Here is a 21,158-nt window from a genome sequence, read left to right on the forward strand (position 1 = left end):
AAGTGTATATTGGCGCAATGGTCCCCAGAGACGCATCCATCGCCGTCTACATGATGACCAACCAGCCCTATGGCACGCTCTATATCGGCGTCAGCAGCCAGTTCGAGGCCCGGCTGATTCAGCACCGCGAAGGCTTGAGGGACGGCTTCACCAAGAGCTACGGCCTGACGCGGCTGGTCTGGTACGAAACCCACGAGGTCATGACGCTCGCCATCCAGCGCGAGCGCACGATGAAGGAGTGGCCGCGCCAGTGGAAGATCAACCTGCTGGAGCGCGACAATCCGCGCTGGGATGATCTGTACGACAGCGTGCTGAACTGGACGCCGGTTCCGAGGCAGTTCTGAAGCGGCGGGGTGAGCCCCTGCCCTAACAATCAAAAACTCCGTCATCCCGGGACTTGTTCCCGGGACCCATTTCTCCGCCGCAAGTGCGGAGCAGGTTGGATCACGCACGATGAAGCTGAACCATGGGTCCCGGGAACAAGTCCCGGGATGACGGTGGTTTGGAGTTACGGGTGTGAACTATCCCGCCACCAGCGAGAAATCCGCGACCTGACCCATGGCGTCGCGCACTGCGGCTAGCGTCTTGAGGCGGTTGTCGCGTTCGGCCGGAACCTCGGAATTGACGAACACGCCGTCGAGGAAGGCGTCGACCGGGCCGCGGAGGCCTGCCAGTTCCTGCATCGCGCCGGTGAAGTTTTCCTTGGCCAGCGCTGCCGCCAGGGCCGGCTCGACCATGCGCAGGGCGTCGTACAGGGCCGCTTCCGGCGCCGAGGCGTCGTCCAGCAGGCCGCGCTCGCCTTCGGCCTTCCAGCCCTTCTTTTCCTCGGCCTTGAGGATGTTGGAGGCGCGCTTGTAGCCGGCCATCAGGGTCTTGCCGTCGTCGGTCTTCAGGAAGGCGTCCAGCGCCTCGACCCGGGCGACGATGCGCACGAGGTCGTCGTCGCCGAGCGCGAACACGGCGTCGACGAGATCGTGGCGCTTGCCCTGGTCCTTCAGCGCGACCTTCAGGCGATCAGCGAAGAAGGCGAGCAGGTCGACCGCAACGGCCTCGATCCGCTGCGAGCTACGACGCTGCGGCGAACCATCCTGCATGAGCAGGGGCTCTTCACGACTGAAGCCATCCGTCCGGTCTTGGAAGCCGTTGCGATCATAGAGGAATGCACCGGCCTGCCGAAGGGCCGGCTTGAGCGATACGCGCAGGCCGCCGTCGAGCAGGGTCCGGATCACCCCCAACGCCGCCCGACGCAGCGCATAGGGGTCCTTCGAACCCGTCGGCTTCTCGTCGATCGCGAAGAACCCGACCAGCGTATCAAGCTTGTCTGCCAAGGCCACTGCCACGCTCAGCGGCGCGGTCGGCACCGCGTCGGCCGGCCCCTGCGGCTTGTAGTGGTCGCGGATGGCGTCGGCGATCTCGGGGTCCATCTTGGCTTCGCGGGCGTAGTAGCCGCCCATCAGGCCCTGGAGTTCGGGGAACTCGCCGACCATCAGTGAGCTCAGATCTGCCTTGGCCAAACGCGCGGCCGTGCCGGCCTTTTCCACATCGGCGCCGACCAGCGGCGCGATCTCGCGGGCCAGGGCCTCGATGCGTTTGACCCGCTCGGCCATGGTCCCGAGCTTGGCGTGGAAGGTGACGCCGTTCAGCTTCTCCAGCCACTCGTCGAAATTGCCGGCCTTGCGGTCCTCGTCCCAGAAAAAGCGGGCGTCGGACAGGCGGGCCGACAGCACCTTGGCGTTGCCGGCGGCGATCACCTTGCCGCCGTCGGCGGCCGCGATATTGGCGATGGTGATGAAGTGCGGGGCCAGGCCCTCACGGGCCGGATCACGGACGGCGAAATACTTCTGGTGCGTCCGCATCGAGGTGCGGATCGCCTCGGCCGGCAGGTCCAGGAACGACGGATCCATGTCGCCCAGCACCGGGGTCGGCCACTCGGCCAGGCCCGCAACTTCCTCCAGCAGCCCCAGGTCTTCGACCAGTTCCAGATTGCGCGCGAAGCACAGGGTCTTGCAGCCTTCCAGGATGCGCGCCTTGCGCTCCTCGACGTCAAGCACGACGAAGTGGTCGTTCAGGCCCTTGGCGTATTCGTCGAAGTCGCGAACCCGGAACGGCTGGGCGTCGCCCATGAACCGGTGGCCCTCGGAGATGTCGCCGCTCTCGATGCCCTCGATGCTGAACGGCACGACCTCGCGGTCGAACACGCACAGGATGCGCTTCAGCGGACGAACCCAGCGCAGCTTGCAGGTTCCCCAGGTCATCGACTTGGGCCAGGCGAAGCCGCGCACGATGGCCTCGACCATCTCGGCGATAATCTCGGTGGTCGGGCGGCCGGTCTTCTCGATGAAGGCCATATAGACGCCGTCGCGCTCGACCAGTTGGTCCTGGGTCAGGCCCGCCTTGCGCAGAAAGCCTTCCATGGCCTGGGGCGGCGCGCCGACGCGGGGGCCCTTCAGCTCTTCCTTGCGGTCGGCCTGGGCGATAGGCAGGCCCTCGACCACCAGGGTCAGGCGGCGCGGACCGGCGAAGGTCTTCAGGGCCTCGGGCAGGAAGCCGGCGGCGGCCAGGTGCTCGCGCGCCATGCGTTCCAGGTCGCGGGCCGCATTGGCCTGCATGCGCGCGGGGATTTCTTCGGAGAACAGTTCGAGGAGAAGTTGGGGCATCTGACTTACGCGGCTTCCTGCTGCTTCACCCACTCGGAGGCGCACATCTTACAAAGGTCGCGGATGCGTCCGATGTAGCTGGCGCGCTCGGCGACGGCGATCGCGCCGCGGGCGTTCATCAGGTTGAAAAGGTGGCTGGCCTTGAGGACCATGTCGTAGGCGGGCAGGACCAGTGACTTGCCCTGATAGTCGCGGGCCAGCATGAGCGGCACCTGGCGCTCCATGTCCTCGAACTGCCCCTTCAGCACGGCCACGTCATAGCCGTGGAAATTGGCTTGCGAGTGCTGGCGCTCGTTCTCCAGGAACACGTCGCCATAGCTCATCGCGCCCAGCGGCGACTGCGGGTCGTTGAACGGCAGGTCATAGACGTTGTCGACGCCGAACACATACATCGCCAGGCGTTCCAGGCCGTAGGTCAGCTCGCCGGCCACCGGCGAGACGTCCAGGCCGCCCACCTGCTGGAAGTAGGTGTACTGGCTGACTTCCATGCCGTCGCACCAGACTTCCCAGCCCAGGCCCCAGGCGCCGACGGTGGGGTTTTCCCAGTCGTCCTCGACAAAGCGGATGTCGTGCAGGCGAAGGTCCAGGCCGATGGCTTCCAGCGACCCCAGATACAGGTCCTGCATGTTGGGCGGGTTGGGCTTCAGGATCACCTGGTACTGGTAATAGTGCTGCAGGCGGTTGGGGTTCTCGCCATAGCGACCATCGCCCGGACGGCGCGAGGGCTGCACGTAGGCCGCGTTCCACGGCTTGGGACCCAGAGCCCGCAGCACCGTGGCCGGGTGCAGGGTCCCTGCCCCGACCTCGATGTCGTGCGGCTGCAGGATCGCGCAGCCATGTTCGCTCCAATAGTTATGGAGCGTCAGGATCAGGGCTTGAAACGAGGTGGGCTTGGGGCGCGACATCAGTGTCCGAACAGGGCCAGAAAAAAGTCGGCGGACCATGGGGCCGACGAGAGGTTGCGTTAAGGGGTTGATTTAGCTCAGCTAGTTGCAACTTTGCCAGATCATACCCTAAAGAACATCCTAAAGGTTGGCGCTGATGAGCAACGCGCGGCGAGCCGCGAGGCTGATCTGCAAGCCTCCAACCGAGAAGGATGCACTGAATTTCGGGGGCCTGACTACACCCTCCCCGACCTCCGTCCAACAGCCGCGTGATCGGATTCTTGCGTTGATGAGCCGCCCACAACGGCCTCCCGCCGTCGGACGTCAGATCTTCCCGCTTCGGGGGCGCGTCGAGGACCTCGCTCCCCGCGCAATCGGCTATCGCCAGGGCGATCGAAACGCCTTCCCCGTCAGGAAGCGCTCATCATGGAGATTCTGCCGTGTGCATATCTCACGCCGGCCAGGCCATCGATGTTTCAGGTGACGCTAAACATCGGCGACGCCTGCGAGGATGAAGGGCTGCCGCGTCCCATCCGAGCCGGCTTCATCCGTGATGCCTCGTAAATCGTGCAGATGCCGGTCACGCTGTTGGTTCTTTTCGGCGCCTCCACTAGAGAGGCGTCATGAACACCGTCGAACACCGTCATTTTGAGACCAGCCTGGGGACGGGGCTTCCCATGGTCGGGGTGCTGACGGGATCCGACGGAGTCCGTCAGATGGTGACGGATACCCGTGAGCGAACCGAGGGCACCGGTAACAACGACTGCATCCGCATGATCAAAATGCTGGATCCGCCTGTCGATATTGGGCGCATGCACATCACGCCGGGCTATTTCCGAGGGTCGCGCCGCTATGCCCTGGAGCGCTGCGACCTGCTCTGGAACGCCATCACGGACATGGACCAGAACGCCGAAACCCTCGAGGTGGCGCGCAAGATGCTGACCGGGGTCAAAAAGCCGGTGATCAATCCGCCGGAGCTCATTCCCCGCACGCGCCGGCACGAGATTCCCAAGGTGCTGGCCAACCTCGATGGCGTTAAGGCCCCCAAGGCGCTTCGCTTCAAATACCCCACGCTGGAGCGCCTCAAGCGTCTGGTTGCCGACCACGACTTCAAGTTCCCCGCCATTGTTCGCCCGGTTGGAACCCACAGCGGCCAGGTGGTGGGTCTGTTCAACGCTGTAGAGGACCTGGAGGTCATCTTCGGTGATCGAAAGACCGAATACTACATGACCGAGTTCGTCGATGTCCGGCGACCGGATGGCTATTATCACAAGACGCGGCTCTATTTCGTCGGTGATGAGATCCTCATAAGGCAGCACATCATTTCCGACGAATGGTCCATCCATGGCCGCAGTGGCCGCGGCGTATTGGCGACGAATGAGAACCTGCAGGCTGAATGCCGCGCCATGCTGGTCAACGGCTTCGAGGCGCTACCAGCGCCGACACGGGCGGCGCTCCACAGCATCCGTCAGCGGGTCGGGCTTGACTATTGTGGGCTCGATTGCGCCGTCGTCGAGGATGGCTCGATCGTCGTGTTCGAATGCAATGCCACGATGAATTTCAAGCCAAACTTTCTTAACCCAGCAACGCAGCATAACCGCGCCGCCCTGCCTCGCATGCTGTCGGCACTACGCCGGCTGATTCATGCCAAGACCGGTCTGGGTCCTGCGGGTGAAGGTCCCTCTACTTCTGAGGCGGACGCTCAGACCGTTCGAGCGTGAGAGACGAAGATAGCGCTGCGCCGCCCCGGGGTTGCAACGCCGACTGCTGGCCGATCGGAACCATAGCCCTGCTCATCGATCTCAAGGCCGTGGGCCTCTAGCAGGCCTGCGATCTGCTCTACAGTGGCAAAGGCGTCATCCGTATACCGGAACCGCTCGGTGTAGTCCCGCAACAGCTCCTGCTTGGCCTCACCCAGCAGGGTGGCCATCTCCGGAAGGTCGTCGACGGCCTTGAGAACCTTGCCCAACCAGGCTTGGCGGGCGGTGCGGCGGCTATCCGCCGTCATCCCATCACCAACACTCGCCGATACGACCAAACGACCGCCGGGAGCCAGAGCGCTTCTGAGCGAATCCAGCACCAGGCCTCGGCGCTCCCACGGCACGAACGGCAGCATGGAATGCGAAACGATCAGGTCAAAGCCGCCGATTTCGAGTGGCTGGGTCAGATCGGCCACCTGGGTGGAGATGGATACATCAGGAATGGGCTGCAGCCTGTCGATCAGGGCCAGCGGTGTTGGACAAAGGTCAAGGATCGTGATTGCCAGCGGCCTTGCCTCAGCACAGTCCAGCACGGTCCTCAACAGTCCCGCGTCCGCCGAACCCGCGATCAGGATCCGGACTCCGGGAAAGGTCAGGCGCTGGAAGAATGGTTTGAGCGTTTCAGTGTCATGCCTGCCGCCATGCAGGCCGCCGGCCTTCAGAAGAACGCCCCGAAGCTTGTGGTAGGTTCCACAATCGCCGCAGAGTTCATTTCCAAGCCGCCAGATCTCATGGGCCTGGCCGTCGAGGTCATTGATGTCGAGGGCGCGTGTCATCGGCCGAAGATCTCCAGAAGATAGATGCAGGTGCTGACGAAAATCGCTGTGATCGTCGCCACGGGATAGGAAATCCGGGCGCCCAGACGCAAGGTGGCGAAGATAAACAGGGCCACGGCAATCGGTAGGCCTGTCCAGGCCGACAGGCCCAGCATGGCGACCAGCAGGCCCAGAAGTTTCAGATCGAAGGTGGGCCCGGTTGAGGGGGCGCTCTGCCGGATGGACCACAGTCGCCAGGCTGTCAGGGCTGCCGCGCCGAGGCCTATGGCTGCGGCGCTGGAGGGCAGCAGGCGCGCAGTGAGCGGCGCGCCCGTCAGGCCCAGGATCGCGGCCAGCAGGATCACTGCCAGCAGGGCGATGGCGAACGGGCGAAACGCGGTCCGGGTCTCGGTCTTTGCAGCTTGCCTGTCCCTGGATCGCCTTTGCAAGATCATGGGCAGGGCGATGGCCGCCGCCAGACCCAGGATTGTCAGAACTCCGGGGCGCGACAGGGCTGACCACCCGTGCACCATCACCGAGCGAACTACGCCAGATTCCAGATTGGGAGCCAGGACGAAGCCCAGCAGAAGCGGCGCCCGAGGAATATCTGCGCCTTTCAGGACCAAGCCAAGGAGGGAGAACACGGCGATCATGGCCAGGGTTTCCGGCCCGGGCGCTGTCAGGGCCGCAGCGGCCACGCCGGCCGCCAGGGCCGCCGGTCCGACGATTTCCGCCCGGATGAAGGCAAAGCGGGCCATGGCCGGGGCCAGCAGAATACAGACCGGAACCGCCAGGATGTTCGAGGCGATATTGGTCAGGCCCATCAGATAGACGAACCCCGGGTCCCGGGCGAGCATGCGCGGCCCGACCTCCACGCCGAGTACGATGAAGGCGGCCAGCAGGATGCCCATGCCCGATGAACTCGGCACACCGAAGAACAGCGCCGGGGCCAGGGCGCCGCCCTCCTTTGAATTATTGGCGGCTTCCGGGGCGATAATCCCGGCGGCTGCCCCTTCGCCATAGGGGATATCCGAAGGTTCGGTCTGGCGGGCATGGCCATAGGCCAGCCAGACCGCCACACTGGCCCCGAGGCCCGGCACCATGCCGACAAGGGCGCCCAGGATGGACGTCCGCAGCAGCAGCCAGCGATGGTTCAGGGCCTGCAAAACCCCGCCCCAGACGGCGCTCAGCTTGGTGGCCGTATGGATCGGCGCAGCGCCGACAGCCGAGCGGAGCACCATTTCAGGCACGATGAACATGCCGGTCACGACGGCGGCGGCATTGACGCCGTCGAGCAGTTCCAGGGAGCCGAAGGTGAAGCGCGGGACGCCGCTGAAGACGTCGAGGCCGACGGCGGCGATGAGCACGCCCAGGGCCGCCGACATCAGGCCGCCCGCCATGCTGCCGCCGGACAGGGCGGCGATGGACAACAGGCCCAGAAGCGACAGGGCCGCCATTTCCGGCGCGCCGAAATAGCGGGCCGCAGCCAGGGCGACCGGGGCGAGACCGAGCAGCACGAGGGCCCCGATGACACCCCCGACCATGGACGAGCCGACGGTGATGCCGATGGCCCGGGCCCCCTCGCCCTTGCGGGTCATGGCGTAGCCGTCGATCACCGTGGCGGCCTCGGTGACGGAGGTCGGCATGCCCAGCAGGATGGCCGGCACGGATCCGGAGGTGTGAACCACGGAGTGGAAGGCCACCAGGAAGACCGCGCCCGGGATCATGCCCAGACCGAGGGCGATGGGGGTCGCGAGCATCAGCCCCACCCGGCCATTAATGCCTGGGGTCAGGCCGGCCAGCAGCCCGCCTATCGTGCCCGTCACCAGGGCGAAGACCAAGGCGCCGGTCTCGGTCGACCCGGCCAGGAACTCAAGCAACAGACACGGCCTTCATTCGCCTCGTCGCGCCCATCAGGCCAGGGCTCTGGCCAGGGCGGCGCGCACGGCCGCGGAGCGATCTGACAAAAGGCCCCGGAGATCGTCGCCGATCCGCTCGCCCGCCACCGGTGCAATCAGGAGATCCAGCGTCGCCGCCTCCTTGAGGAAGGCCGGATCGGCCACGACCGTCTGAAATCTCTGCCGCCATCGCTTCAGCACTTCCGGCGGCGTGCCGGGCGGTAGGGCGGCGATCCGGCCCAGCCGGGCATGGGCGCTGATCAGGTTCAGCAGCAGATCCTTGTCCGGACCCGTGGCAAAGGCCGCCAGAGGCGGGGCCGACCAGCCATGGGCGACCGAGGCTGCGTCGAGCGGCAGGTCGTTCAGACGCAGCAGCAGCCTGGAGCCGGGCATTTCGAGGACGGCGGACAGGGAATCGAGACTGCCCACAGCCCCTTCGCCCTCTCCGGAAATCAGGGCCAGATTGCGGGCCGCGCCACTGAAGCCCGGCACGACGCGGACCTTGGCAGGGGTCAGATAGCCAAGAATTCGGCTCTCGAAATAGCCGGACGCGCCGACCGCGCCGCTGATCAGGATCAGGGGCTTTTGCCGGTTGAACAGGGCCTCGAACCGATCGACCTTGATCGTCGGGGCATTGACCAGCACCCGGTGGTCGGTGTTGAAGCTGCCCACCCAGCCCAGGGCGGTAAGATCCCAGCTAAAGTCCCTGTCGACCAGGGCGCTGTAAAGCATCCCGTTCTGCAGAAAACCGACGGTTTCCCGGCTGAGGTCGTCCTGGAACAGCCGCTGCAAAGCTACCTTGCCGATGGCGCGCGGTTCATTTTCGACCTCGACCTTGTCGCCGAACAGCCGCGTGACGTGGCGGCCGAACAGACGGGCGATATTGTCGGTCGCCGAGCCTGGCGCGCCGGCGACGATCACCCTCAGGGGTTTGGAGGGTTTAACACAGGCCGTCAGCAGGCCGGACACCGCCGTCGCCGCGCCCAGGGCCATGACGGTGCGTCGCGCCGGCCGGTCAGAAGCTGTAGCGAATGCCGACATAGTACTGACGCCCCGTGTGAGAATATTCTTCGGAATTGTTGCGCTCACGCGAGATCCAGCGATCATCGAAGGTGTCGAGCAGGTTGAGACCCTCGAAGGTCAGGACGGCGCGGGACGACAGGGCGAAGGTCGCTGACATGTCGACCGTCAGGGCGCTTTGCTTCCCCCGCGCGTCATTACCATTGCCGCCCGGCACACTGCTCAGATAGGCGTCGCGATAGGCCGCCGAGACCCGACCCGTCAGGCGCTCACCCTCATAATAGAGCGTGGCGTTGTAGGACTGCGGCGACAAACCAGCCAGGGGCATGGTCACCGTGGTGACAGGCGTGGTCGCGGCATTGGTAATGTAGGCGACCTTGGAGGCGACATGGGTATAGTTGGCTATGCCGCCAAAGCGATCGAACGGGGCCGGCAGGAAGCTGAAACGACGCTGCAGGCTGATCTCATAACCGTTGAGTTCGCCGCCCTTGGTGTTCTCCAGTTGGCTGACCACAAAGACGGTGTCGCCGGTATTGCCATTGGCCAGCAGGCTGAGAGGCAGTCCCGACTGGCTGAACGGCATCGTCTGCAGGGAGGACTGGATGTAGGATTTCAGGTCCTTGCGGAACAGGCTGACGGCCAGGATGGAGTCCCGGTCAGGATACCATTCCAGGTTCAGGTCCATGGTCGTGGCGCGGATCGGCGCCAGATCGGGATTGCCGACCGTCAGGGTCCTGGCCGTATTGCTCAGCGTGCCGCCCGGCGTCAGATAGGACAGCTGGGGCCGTGACATGACCTTTGAAATGCCGACACGCACGATCACGTTCTCGCGTGGTTCGAGGGCCAGGTTCAGGGACGGCAGGACGTCGTTGTAGCGGTGAGTTCGCTCCACCAGATTGACGCCGACCATGCCGGCGGCGCTGGTCTTGGTCGTGGCATAGCGGACGCCGGCATTGCCCCTCAGGCGCATGTCCTGGATGGCGGTATCGAAGTCCATCTGGACATATCCCGACGCATCATTCTCGCTGATGTCCCGTCGCGCGCTGCGCTGGTTGTCGCTGCTGATCCGGAAGTCGCCAAAGGCGTTGATGCAGTTGCATTGGATGCCCAGCATCGAGACCAGCTTGTCGATGTCGGGCGCCAGCCAGGCTCGGGGCGTGCCGTCCGGCATGTCCATGTTCCGGCCCAAGCCTGACACGAGCCGCGAGATGTCGGCTGTCGTGACGCCGGCGGGCAGCGCGACGGCGCCCTCCACCAGACCATTGATGGTGTTGCGTCGCCATTCGGTGCTGTGGAAGTCATAGGCCTTGACCAGAAGGCCAGCCTTCAGCCGCAGGGCCGCGTTGATCTCGAAGGCCCCGTCGAGCCTGGCGCTGGCCAGGCGGTTGGCGGTCTTGTTGGGGCGCAGGCGGATATAGGACTGATCCCCCAGCGCATTGCTGGCGGTGAAGATCCATTGGCGGGGATCGGTGACATCGAAATTGTAGCTGAGCACCGGCAGCCGCTCATTGCCGGAAAAATCATAGGCATAGCCGTCGACGTCATAGCGATCCAGGGACAGGGACGTCTGGACCGGATTGTCCTGAATCGAGTTTGACGTCCCGATCGCCCCGGTGAGGCTCAGGCGCGACGACAGCTGGTGTTCGAAATCAAGGGTGACCTGGGTGAACTCGCTGGTCAGGATGTCGTGCCGGCTTTCGGCGCGAACATCGATGTCGTCCATTGTCGCTGCGACCATCTGGTTCTTGCTGTCGAACCTCGCCTGGGTGACATCCATGCCCTTACGGATCAGGTAGGCTTCCAGATAGTCTTCCTGGCGTTCCCCGTCGGTATAGGCATAGAGGGCGTTGAGGCTGAGCAGGGTGCCGTCCCTCGGCTTCCATTGCAGGGCCCCGGTCGCGCCCAGACGCTTGGCGCTATAGTCGAGGCGCTCATAGCGCGGGATACGCGGATGCCAGGCCGCATTGACGGTGCTGTAGGTCTTCGTCGCCGCGTTGCAGGGGCCAGGCGTTTCGAAACAGCCGCCAGAGTTTCCAGCAACGCTCGGATTTTCCCAACGTCCGCTGCTGGCCCCCTCTTCCCGTACCTGGCGGTCGCTATAGGCCACAGACAGCAGGGCGCCGAACTGGTTGTCCCGCCAGGTGTCGCTGATCAGGAAAGAGGCGCGCGGATCGCTTGAGCGCGACAGGTCATTGTATCCCTGCTGCAAGCTGCCGACTGCCGTGAAGCCCTTGTAGTCAAAGGGGCGTGCAGGCCTCAGATCGACCGTAGCGCCCAGGGAGCCTTCCTCGATTTCGGCCGCCAGGGATTTGCGGACCGTGACGCGGTTGAAGAGTTCGCTGGCGAAAACCTGAAAATCAAAGCCGCGACCGCGGTTGGAACCACCCGAGCCGCCCCCGGTGTCCTTACCGCCAGTGGTCGCCAGCGCTTCCAGGCCGTTGATACGGACCCGGGTAAACTCCGAAGACAGGCCGCGCACCGTGATCGACCGGCCCTCACCGGCGTCACGGTCGATGGCCACGCCCGGCACGCGCTGCAGGGCTTCTGCCAGGTTCAGGTCGGGAAAATCGGCGACATCCTCGGCGCTGATGACCTCGACGATGTCGTTGCTCAGGCGCTTGGCAGCCAGGGCGCTCTGCAGGCTGGCGCGATAGCCCTGCACGACCAGTGCGTCCACCACTGTGTCGCCGGTCTCAGCGGCCTCCGCGCCGACGGGACCGGCTGCGGCGGGCTGGCTTGCCAGCACAGCTAAGGACATTAGGGCCCAAAGCGCATCCCCGGCGACCAGTCGCCGCCGTTTCGTTCCATGAAACGGGAGCGACCACGGTGCGAACAGCCTTTTCTCTTCGACCGACTCCGCTGATTCTATAAAGGTCAAGATCAAGGCTCTTTGGTGCAGTGTTCAAGTGAATTACAGGGCAGCAGTATATCGTCAGTCCTGACGGGCATGCGCTATGGTGTGTATCGTCCGGAAAAGTCTGGGAGACCAACTAGTCCTTCATGAACTTCCACATGACATTGCTGCGGCGAAGTCTGTAGAGCACGGTCGGCCGCAACACCATGGCGTTTTTGCCCGCCACGACAGAGCCAAAGAAGGTGCGAGCCCCCGTCAGGCCGGGCTGGCCAGTGCCGGCATGCGATCAACTGCCGAGCGCCGAGCCCACGCGCAGGTGCTCTACGACGCGCTGAAGCTTGACCCGGTCTGTCCAGACGCCGCGACCGAGGCGCTCGAGTATGCCATCGGAAACAGCCTTTTGGAGCAAAGCTGGCTTGGATTGGCGATGATGCTGGACGATGAGTTTGGCGATGAGGTCGCGGTCGTCACTGGAAGATGAAGGACCAGCGTTTCGCTCCGGAGTTCTCCACTTCGAGATAGCGGCCGTTGCCATCCGTGTGCAGACTGTAACCCTTGAGCGAGGTCACCTTGCGGTCGGTCAACCGGTGCGCCAGCTTCGCCAGATCAGCACACCCTAAAAGACACCCGGAAGGAAAACGGTGCTCTGGCCTGTTCAGGCTTTCCGCCGATACATGATTAGTCGGCTAGAGCTACCGAATTTACGAAGGTCTATCGAGCAAAACGCTCTCTGGATCCCCCGGCCTTCAGGGTGGCCTGGACCTCTGGCGACTGCGACGACATCGGCACGACGCCGGCGGCGCCGGACATCAGGGTGGCGGCCGCGGCCCTGACCTCCCTGCACGACAGCAGACCTGTCGCCGACAGCCAGAGCGTCCCCAGCTGTCGATATTGCTGCTTTTTTCTGCACCAGCCGTGCCTCATGCTTCGATTTTGGGCGTCTTGCCCCTTTCCTTTCCAAATCCTTGTCGCGCGACCGCACCTCGCCGAACTCGACCGATAGCGTGATCATAGCCGGGGAAAACGATGCAGCGCGTAATGGCGGCTTCGGCGGTGATCACCCGGGCGCAAAGCGCCCGGCAACCAAGCAAGGGGAGCCCGCGATATCGGCGGGCCGGAGCAAGGCGGATGAAACTGATCATAGCGGTCGTCAAACCCTTCAAGCTCGACGAGGTCCGTGAGGCGCTCGTCGCCGCTGGCGTCGAAGGTCTGACGGTGTCGGAAGTCAAGGGTTACGGCCGCCAGAAGGGCCAGACCGAAATCTACCGGGGTGCGGAGTACCAAGTGAACTTCGTTCCCAAGGTAAAACTGGAAGCGGTCGTGGACGATGCGTCCGCGGCCAAGGCGGTCGAGGCCGTGAAGGCCGCGGCGGCCACGGGCAAGATCGGCGATGGCAAGATCTTCGTTCTGAACGTGGAAGACGCCGTGCGCATCCGGACCGGTGAAACCGGCCCGGCCGCTCTTTAACGCCATCGGGAACAGGGGATAACCGACGATGAAATTGACCTTCAAACCGCTGGCCGGGCTGATGCTCGCCGCGACACTGGCCGGAGCCCCGATGGGGGCCGTGGCCTTCGCCCAGGAGGCTGCGCCTGCGGTCGCCGCCGCGCCCGCAGAGGCCGCGCCGGCTCCCGTGGCCGCCGCGCCTGAAGCCGCTCCCGCCGAAGCCGCGCCGGCTCCGGCCGCTGCTCCCGTTCCGGACAAGGGCGACAATGCCTGGATGCTTACCTCGACCGTCCTGGTCCTGCTGATGATCCTGCCGGGCCTGGCCCTGTTCTACGGCGGTCTGGTCCGCTCCAAGAACATGCTGTCGGTGATGATGCAGGTCTCGACCGTCGCCATCATCGGCTTCGTCGCCTGGGTGCTGTGGGGCTACAGCTTCGCCTTCACCGACGGCGGCAGCTGGGACAAGTATGTCGGCGGACTTGGTCGTCTGTTCCTCAAGGACGTGACTCCGGCCAGCAATGTCGCGACGTTCTCGACCGGCGTCGTGATCCCGGAACTGACCTTCGTCGCCTTCCAGGCCACGTTCGCCGCGATCACCGCCGCGCTGGTCATCGGCTCGCTGGTCGAGCGGATGAAGTTTGCCGCGATCGTCGCTTTCGCGGTCCTGTGGCCCCTGCTCTCCTACTATCCGATCGCGCACATGGTCTGGTGGTGGCCGGGTCCGGACGCCATCGCCAATGATCCGACCGCGCAGATCAAGGCCGGTCAAATCTGGGCCTGGGGCGCTCTGGACTTCGCTGGCGGCACCGTGGTGCACATCAACGCCGGTATCGCCGCCCTCGTCGGCGCCCTGATCCTCGGCAAGCGCCAGGGCTATGGCAAGGAACCGATGCCGCCGCACTCGCTGACCCTGACCCTCGTGGGCGCCGGTCTGCTGTGGGTGGGCTGGTTCGGCTTCAACGCCGGCTCCAACCTCGAAGCCAACGGTTACGCCTCGCTGGCGATGATCAACACCTTCGTGGCCACCGCCGCCGCCGGTCTGTCGTGGATCCTGGTGGAGTGGGTCACCCGCAAGAAGCCTTCGGCCCTGGGCCTGGCGTCTGGCGTCGTGGCCGGCCTCGTCGCCATCACTCCGGCCGCTGGTTTCGCCGGCCCGATGGGCGCTGTGATCCTGGGTCTGGTCGTCTCGCCGCTCTGCATCTTCTTCTGTTCGGTCGTGAAAAACACGCTGAAGTACGATGACAGCCTGGACGCCTTCGGCATCCACGGCGTCGGCGGCATCGTCGGCGCCCTGGCCACCGGCCTGCTGGTCAACCCCGTCTGGGGCGGCGCCGGCATCGTCGACTATACGACCTGCGCCAAGGACGGCGATATCTCGACCTGCGACGCCCTGGCCTCGTACGAGCCGATCGCTCAACTCCTGATCCAGGCCAAGGCTGTCGGCCTGACCGTCGTCTGGTCGGCCATTGCTTCGGCCATCGTCTTCTTCCTGATCAAGCTGGTCATCGGTCTCCGCGCCGCGCCGGACGCCGAAGAAGAAGGTCTGGACATCGCCGAACACGGCGAGCGCGCCTACCACAGCTAGGCTTCGGCACAGCTGAAAAGGCGAAGGGCGCGGAGCTTGGCTCCGCGCCCTTTCTTTTTGTCCGGACGGCTGACCGTTTAGGGGGCCACAGGCGCCCGGCGCGCTTTCAGGATCGGCACCGGCGGCTCCAGGATCTGGCCCTTCATGACCGGGTTTACCGCCACGCCCGGCGTCGGCAGGTTGATGATCTTGTGGACCACATCCATGCCCTCAACCACCTTGCCGAACGCCGCGAAGCCGGCATTGTCGCCCGGCGCGGCAGGGTCGGCGTCCAGATAGGGGGCGTCGCCGACGCAGATGAAGAAATCCGAGGTCGCCGTGCCCGGCGCATTGCGAGCGATCGAGACCACCCCGTCGGTGTGCTTGATCCCCGTCTGGGTCGTCGGCTCGTGGGCGATGGGCTTCAGAACCCTGGCCGGATCGCCCTGCAACCCGCCCTGGATCAGGCCGTAGTCGACAGGCCCCGGCGATCGCGATGCCCGAAAGAATGTGGCGCCGTCATAGCGCTTCTGGTCGACATAGCGCAGGAAGTTGGCCGTGGTGATCGGGGCTTGGTCGACATAGAGCTCGATGACGATGACGCCCTGCCCGGTCTCGACATTGACCCGGACGGTCTTTGCCGCGGCGGGCGCGGCAGGTGTGGTCAGGGCTGTCTGGGCCAGGGCGGGCGCGGCGACGAAGGCTCCCGCCAGAGCCAATAGATCACGACGATGCATGCGAACGCTCCAGAGGTTGGATCAGCGTCAGCCTAGTGCGGCCATCGCTCGACGTCATCGCCTGTCGTCGGAAGCTCCGTCCAGCCGGCAGCGCCGCACCCACCAGTCGGGTCGCATGCTCTCCAGTCGTTCGACCAGACCCTCCGCCTCAATGTCGCCGGCGCACAGCGCAAAGCAGGTGGCGCCCGAGCCCGACATCCGGGCCATCAGCGTCTCGGGTTCGTCGCGCAGGATGTCCAGCACCTCGCCGATCAGGGGCTCGAGCGCGATGGCGGGCGCCTCCAGGTCGTTGCGGGTGGCCGCGACCAGCCAGGCGGCGACTTCCTCGGCGCTTTCGAAGGCGTCCGGCATCCAGGGCCGGGCCTCGCCTTCCGGCGCGATGGCGGCGTCATAGGCGCGATAGACCGCCCCGGTCGGCGACGGCGCCAGCGGATTGACCAGAACGGCGTTCAGCGACGGCAGGCCGGGCGCGGGCGACAGACGCTCTCCCCGCCCCTCGGCCAATACAGGCTGCCCCCACAGGCAGGCGGCGCCATCGGCGCCGAGGCTGGAGGCGATGGCTTCCAGCGCCTCGTTGGAGAGGCCTGGAGCCAGAGCGTCGCGCAGCAGGCGCAGGGCGGCTCCAGCGTCGCTGGAGCCGCCCCCGAGGCCCGCCGCGATCGGCAGGCGCTTGTCGAGCAAGAGACGGAACGGCGGCAGAGGCGCGGCCGCGCCGGCATGGAAGGCCCGGGCTGCGCGCATGACCAGATTGTCGTCGCCCGTCGGAATGCCGGCCCCGAACGGCCCGGTGGTCTCAAAGCTGGGCGCGTCGCTGGCCTGCAGCGAGACCTCGTCGCCGACGTTGGCGAAGACCATCAGGCTTGAGATCGGGTGATAGCCCTCCGCATCGGGTCCGCCGACGTGCAGGAACAGGTTGACCTTGGCCGGGGCGAAGGCGGAAAGGCGCATGGCGAAACCTTAGGACGAACGGCTAGACCCGTCCGATAGCTCAGTTGCCGGCGATGGTCGATGACGCCGCAGGTCCGACCTCGCCCAGACCGTCCTTCAGCTTGGCTTCGGCGTCAGCCTTCTGCTTGGCGTCCGGCTCCAGGCTCAGCACCCGACGCCACTGGAACTCGGCTTCGATATGCCGGCCCGCGCGCCAGTAAGCGTCGCCCAGATGACCGTTGACGTCCGGATCGCCCGGTTCCATCTCGACGGCCTGCTCCAACTTCTCGACGGCGACCTTGTAGTTGCCCAGCCGGTAATAGGCCCAGCCCAGCGAATCGAGCATGGCGCCCGACTGCGGACGGGCGTCGACGGCCTTCTGGACCATGGCCAGGGCCTCGGGCAGACGCTCGTTGCGGTCGATCCAGGAATAGCCGAGGAAATTCAGCAGCTCCGGCTCGTCCGGATTGAGCTTCAGCGCCGCGCCCAGGTCATTCTGGGCCTCGGCCCAGCGACCCGCGCGCTCCAGGGAGATGCCCCGAAGATACAGCACGCGCCAATCGGGCCGTTCGGCTTCGCGGGCGATCAAGGAGTCCAGAACCTTGACCGACTCGTCCCAGTGCTCGTTGGCGCGCAGCAGGTCGGCCAGGGCGATCTGGGCGTCGCGGTCGCCGGGCGCGGTGACCATCGACTGGCGGGCGATTTCGAGCGCGCGGGTCTTGTCGCCGCTCTGCTGATAGGTCCAGGCCAACTTGCCCTGTGCCGTGGCGTACTGGGGCGAGCTTGCTGGAACATGGCCAAAGGCGTCGATGGCCCCGCGATGATCGTCGGCCTGGTTCAGCAGGTCGCCGACCAGCATCCAGGCTTCCTCGCGTTCGGGATCCAGCCGCAGGGCCAGACGCAGATAGGCCAGGGCGAACTGGCTCTGGCGCTCGCCGGCGAAGTTGGCGGCGCACGCCACCAGGTTCTGGGCTGCGCCCTGCCGGATCGACGGCATCGGCGGCGCTGGGCTCTTGGCCACGGCGCGCGCGCGGGCAGCCTTCAATCCAGCGTCCGACGGATCGGCCGCCAGGGCCTGATCGTAGAGCGCGATCGCGTCGGCGTGGCGTTTGCGACGCTCGAGGAACGCGCCGTAATCGAGCATGAAAATGCCGGCGGTATTCGATGACGCGGTCAGCGCCTTGTAGTCGGTCTCGGCCTCGTCATAGCGCCGGGCGCGTTCGAACAGGCGCGCCTGGCCCAGTTGACCAAAATACTGCACCAGCCGGTCGTTCTGCAGGCTGGGCTGGACCGTTGCGCCCTCGGCGTCGCCTGCGGCGGCGGCAATCCAGGGGCCCAGCAGGGCGGCGGCCGGGCGGTGCGGGAAGGCGATCGGCTCGGCCTTTAGAAGGGTCTGAGCGTCCTTGCCCTTGCCGGAGGCCAGCAGTTCCACGATCCGGGTCAGCGTCCCCAGCCGCTTGATCGCCTCGCCCGCATCCTCGCCGCGAGGCGCGATTTGCGCGGCGCGGGTCACCTCGCCCGAGAGCAGCAGGGCGGTGAAGGTCCGCTCGCTGATCATGGCGGGATCATCAGCCAGCACGCCCGCAACGCCGAAATAGTCGGCCGCCTCGCGCGTGCGGCCATCGCGCAGCGCCGCCTGTCCGGCCAGGAACTGGCCATAGGAACTGCGCACGTCGAACAAGGAGTAGCCGGCCGATACAGGACCGCGCAGGGCGACATCCGGGGTCGAGGCGCAGGCCGAAAGGGTGAGCAGGGACGCGGCGGCGAGGAGGACTTTGAAACGCATGCTGGCACCCTGTTGGGTTTCGACGCGCGCCGCAAGTCCGCGACGCGCGGCAAAAACGCTTGGTGGGCCCAGAGCACGCCAACAAAAAGGCCTCCCGATCTGTTGGATCAGGAGGCCCTGTCGTCACATGTTCGGATAGTTGGGGCCGCCGCCGCCTTCGGGCGTGGTCCAGACGATGTTCTGCGATGGATCCTTGATGTCGCAGGTTTTGCAGTGGACGCAGTTCTGGGCGTTGATCTGGAAGCGGGGATCCGTCCCCTGCTCGTTGTACAGCACCTCATAGACGCCGGCCGGGCAGTAGAGCCGCGCCGGTTCGCCATATTTGGGCAGGTTGACCGAGATCGGGATCGACGGATCCTTCAGCGTCAGGTGAGCCGGCTGGTCTTCCTCGTGGTTGGTGGCCGACAGGAACACCGAAGACAGCTTGTCGAAGCTGATCACGCCGTCAGGCTTGGGATAGACGATCGGTTTGTGATCCTTGGCCAGCTCGGTCGAGGCGGCGTCGGTCTTGTCGTGCTTCATCGTGCCGAAGAACGAGAAGCCGCCCGTCAGGTGGGTGCACCACATGTCGAACATGCCGGCGGCGCCGCCGAAGAAGGTGCCCAGCTTGCCCAGCAGCGGCTTGGCGTTGCGGACGACCTTCAGCTCCTTGGCGACCCAGCTCTTCTCAAACGCCGTCTGGTACTCGACCAGCTCGTCGCTGGCGCGGCCGGCGGCCAGGGCCTTGAAGGCCTGTTCGGCGGCCAGCATGCCGGTCTTCATGGCGTTATGGCTGCCCTTGATGCGGGGCACGTTGACGAAGCCGGCCGAGCAGCCGATCAGCGCCCCGCCCGGGAAGGTCAGCTTGGGGATCGACTGATAGCCGCCCTCGGTGATGGCCCGCGCGCCGTAGGAGATGCGGCGACCGCCTTCGAGGTGCGGCTTGACGGTCGGGTGGTGCTTGAAGCGCTGGAACTCGTCGAACGGCGAAAGCCACGGGTTCTTGTAGTTCAGGTGCACCACGTAACCGATCGACACGTAGTTGTCGCCGAAGTGGTACATGAAGCTGCCGCCGCCGGTCTTGTCGTCCAGGGGCCAGCCGGTGGTGTGCTCGGCCAGGCCCGGCTGGTGCTTCTCGGGCGGCACCTGCCACAGTTCCTTGATGCCGATGCCGTACTTCTGCGGCGACTTGCCGGCCTGCAGGTCGAACTTGGCGATCAGCTGCTTGGCCAGCGAGCCGCGCACGCCCTCGGCGATGAACACGTACTTGCCGTGCAGTTCCATGCCGGGCTGGTAATCGGGCTTGTGTTCGCCGTCCTTGGCGATGCCGACCACGCCGACCACGACGCCCTTCAGCGAGCCGTCGTCGTTCCAGACCATGTCGGAGGCGGCGAAGCCGGGATAGATCTCGACGCCCAGCTCCTCGGCCTTGCCGGCCAGCCAGCGCGTCAGATTGCCCAGCGAGGCGATATAGCAGCCGTGGTTGTGCATGAACGGCGGCAGGGCGAACATCGGCAGAGACAGCTCGCCCTGCGGACCCAGGATCAGGAAGCGATCCTTGGTGACCGGCGTCTCGAGCGGCGCGCCCTCTTCCTTCCAGTTGGGGAAGAGCTCGTTGAGGGCCTTGGGGTCGATCACCGCGCCGGAAAGGATGTGCGCGCCGACCTCGGAGCCCTTTTCCAGCAAGGCGACCGAAATCTCGGTTCCAGCCTTGGCGGCCAACTGCTTGAGGCGAATGGCGGCCGACAAGCCGGCGGGGCCGCCGCCGACGATGACGACGTCGTACTCCATCGACTCGCGTTCGAGGACTTCGCTCATGGGATCTCCCGCCCCGGGGCCATCGCTTGCGTGGATGGCGCCCGTCTTATGACTGTTTGAATCTGACCTTATCCGAACGTGACGCAGTGGCGGTCAAGGATAAAGCGCTGACTTTTGTTGCGGCGCAGCGTGGAGAGCGGACAAAGATCACGCTATGGGTATCAGCATGAGCCTCGCCGTCGATCCGCGCGCCGTCGAAAGCCTGCTCGCCTTCTGGGCGGATGCGGGGGTCGACGCCACCTATTCGGATGCGCCGATCGACCGTCTGGCCGAAGGCGCGGCCCTGCTGCGCGCCAAGAGCCAGCCGGCCGCCGTCGTGGCCGCAGCGCGTCCAATACTGGTTTCCAACGCCTCGCCCGATGTTTCGACGGCGATCGCCCAGGCCCGTGCGGCGGCGGCCGCCTGCCACGACCTGGAAGCCTTGGCCGCCGCCATCGCCGCCTTCGACGGATGCTCGCTGAAAACCCAGGGCGCCAGGCAGGCCGTGGTTTCGCGCGGTCCGGGCGACGCGCCGCTGATGATCATCGGCGAATGCCCCGGACCCGACGAGGACGCACAAGGTCAGCCGTTTGTCGGTCGCGCCGGGCAACTTCTTGATCGGATGCTGAAGGCCTCAGGCCTGACCGACCGCGTTTTCATCACCAACACCGTCTTCTGGCGACCGCCGGGTAACCGAACCCCAACCCCCCAGGAACAGGCTGTCTGCGCGCCGTTCCTCGAACGCGCCATCGCCCTGGTGAACCCCAGGATGCTGCTGCTGATCGGCGGGGCCTCGGCCAAGGCCATGCTCAAGCGCGACGAAGGCATTCTGTCGCTGCGGGGCCGCTGGTTCGAATGGACCTCGTCGGACGGCGCAAGGGAGCTGCCGGCTCTCCCGACCCTGCATCCGGCCTTCCTGCTCAGGCAGCCGGCGGCCAAGAAGAAAGCCTGGCAGGATCTGCTGACCTTGACCGAAAGACTTGATCGTCCGGAGCGTCCCCACTAGGACTCTGGTCGACCAGTCGGAACGGGGACGCGCCGCCTTCGGGAAGCGCGATACGCATTGCAGCTCATCGCTCGCCCTCTGGCCGTGC

General features: G+C 65.5%; 16 protein-coding genes. 6 read left to right on the top strand and 10 right to left on the bottom strand.

Annotated elements, in window-relative coordinates:
• The first annotated feature begins 17 nt into the window (after positions 1-17).
• The gene (locus ACN2C7_RS10695) at positions 18-344 is read left to right on the top strand and encodes a GIY-YIG nuclease family protein (protein ID WP_419316912.1); all 327 of its coding nucleotides are present in this window, start codon (positions 18-20) and stop codon (positions 342-344) included.
• Positions 345-521: 177 nt separating this feature from the next.
• Here ACN2C7_RS10695 and glyS read toward each other — a convergent pair whose 3' ends face one another.
• Both glyS and ACN2C7_RS10705 read right to left on the bottom strand, forming a co-directional pair.
• Positions 522-2,657, bottom strand: a complete 2,136-nt coding sequence (gene glyS / locus ACN2C7_RS10700) for a glycine--tRNA ligase subunit beta (RefSeq protein ID WP_419316914.1) — start codon at positions 2,655-2,657, stop codon at positions 522-524.
• A 5-nt stretch (positions 2,658-2,662) separates the two neighbouring features.
• Positions 2,663-3,562 carry a glycine--tRNA ligase subunit alpha gene (locus ACN2C7_RS10705; protein WP_419316915.1) on the bottom strand — a complete coding sequence of 300 codons (900 nt, stop codon included), beginning with the start codon at positions 3,560-3,562 and terminating at the stop codon, positions 2,663-2,665.
• Positions 3,563-4,164: 602 nt separating this feature from the next.
• Here ACN2C7_RS10705 and ACN2C7_RS10710 point away from each other — a divergent pair.
• Complete coding sequence (locus ACN2C7_RS10710) at positions 4,165-5,262, top strand: ATP-grasp domain-containing protein (protein WP_419316916.1); 1,098 nt, start codon at positions 4,165-4,167, stop codon at positions 5,260-5,262.
• Here ACN2C7_RS10710 and ACN2C7_RS10715 read toward each other — a convergent pair.
• Genes ACN2C7_RS10715 through ACN2C7_RS10730 form a run of 4 tightly spaced genes read right to left on the bottom strand, consistent with a single transcriptional unit; the run spans position 5,244 to position 11,732 of the window.
• Positions 5,244-6,077 carry a class I SAM-dependent methyltransferase gene (locus tag ACN2C7_RS10715; protein ID WP_419316917.1) on the bottom strand — a complete coding sequence of 278 codons (834 nt, stop codon included), beginning with the start codon at positions 6,075-6,077 and terminating at the stop codon, positions 5,244-5,246. The genes ACN2C7_RS10710 and ACN2C7_RS10715 overlap by 19 nt on opposite strands.
• Positions 6,074-7,936: a tripartite tricarboxylate transporter permease gene (locus tag ACN2C7_RS10720; protein ID WP_419316918.1), complete on the bottom strand. Its 1,863-nt coding sequence runs from the start codon at positions 7,934-7,936 to the stop codon at positions 6,074-6,076. The genes ACN2C7_RS10715 and ACN2C7_RS10720 overlap by 4 nt, the downstream gene beginning before the upstream one ends.
• Positions 7,937-7,969: 33 nt before the next feature.
• Positions 7,970-8,995 carry a hypothetical protein gene (locus ACN2C7_RS10725; protein ID WP_419316919.1) on the bottom strand — a complete coding sequence of 342 codons (1,026 nt, stop codon included), beginning with the start codon at positions 8,993-8,995 and terminating at the stop codon, positions 7,970-7,972.
• On the bottom strand, positions 8,970-11,732 hold the full coding sequence (locus ACN2C7_RS10730) for a TonB-dependent receptor (RefSeq protein WP_419316920.1): 2,763 nt from the start codon (positions 11,730-11,732) through the stop codon (positions 8,970-8,972). Before ACN2C7_RS10730 ends, ACN2C7_RS10725 begins: the two co-directional genes overlap by 26 nt.
• A gap of 376 nt (positions 11,733-12,108) precedes the next feature.
• Between ACN2C7_RS10730 and ACN2C7_RS10735 the strand changes: the two genes are divergently transcribed.
• From ACN2C7_RS10735 to ACN2C7_RS10745, 3 genes are all read left to right on the top strand, one after another.
• Positions 12,109-12,309: a hypothetical protein gene (locus ACN2C7_RS10735; RefSeq protein ID WP_419316921.1), complete on the top strand. Its 201-nt coding sequence runs from the start codon at positions 12,109-12,111 to the stop codon at positions 12,307-12,309.
• Positions 12,310-12,956: 647 nt separating this feature from the next.
• On the top strand, positions 12,957-13,295 hold the full coding sequence (locus tag ACN2C7_RS10740) for a P-II family nitrogen regulator (RefSeq protein WP_062146628.1): 339 nt from the start codon (positions 12,957-12,959) through the stop codon (positions 13,293-13,295).
• A gap of 28 nt (positions 13,296-13,323) precedes the next feature.
• Positions 13,324-14,859, top strand: coding sequence for an ammonium transporter (locus ACN2C7_RS10745; RefSeq protein WP_419316922.1), 1,536 nt, complete (start codon positions 13,324-13,326; stop codon positions 14,857-14,859).
• A 77-nt stretch (positions 14,860-14,936) separates the two neighbouring features.
• Here ACN2C7_RS10745 and ACN2C7_RS10750 read toward each other — a convergent pair whose 3' ends face one another.
• The 4 genes from ACN2C7_RS10750 to ACN2C7_RS10765 form a co-directional block, all read right to left on the bottom strand.
• A complete protein-coding gene (locus ACN2C7_RS10750) occupies positions 14,937-15,575 on the bottom strand; it encodes a peptidylprolyl isomerase (RefSeq protein WP_419316923.1) in 639 nt (212 codons plus the stop codon).
• A 54-nt stretch (positions 15,576-15,629) separates the two neighbouring features.
• A complete protein-coding gene (locus tag ACN2C7_RS10755; RefSeq protein ID WP_419316924.1) occupies positions 15,630-16,523 on the bottom strand; it encodes a 4-(cytidine 5'-diphospho)-2-C-methyl-D-erythritol kinase in 894 nt (297 codons plus the stop codon).
• 40 nt (positions 16,524-16,563) lie between these two features.
• Complete coding sequence (locus ACN2C7_RS10760) at positions 16,564-18,288, bottom strand: tetratricopeptide repeat protein (protein WP_419316925.1); 1,725 nt, start codon at positions 18,286-18,288, stop codon at positions 16,564-16,566.
• 123 nt (positions 18,289-18,411) lie between these two features.
• A complete protein-coding gene (locus ACN2C7_RS10765; protein ID WP_419316926.1) occupies positions 18,412-20,085 on the bottom strand; it encodes an electron transfer flavoprotein-ubiquinone oxidoreductase in 1,674 nt (557 codons plus the stop codon).
• Positions 20,086-20,251: 166 nt separating this feature from the next.
• On the opposite strand from ACN2C7_RS10765, the gene ACN2C7_RS10770 reads away from it, so the two are divergent.
• Entirely contained in the window at positions 20,252-21,070 is an 819-nt protein-coding gene (locus ACN2C7_RS10770) for a uracil-DNA glycosylase (protein WP_419316927.1), read from the top strand.
• The last annotated feature ends 88 nt before the right edge of the window (positions 21,071-21,158 follow it).

Source organism: Caulobacter sp. ErkDOM-E, assembly GCF_048541895.1.
Classification (GTDB): Bacteria; Pseudomonadota; Alphaproteobacteria; order Caulobacterales; family Caulobacteraceae; genus Caulobacter.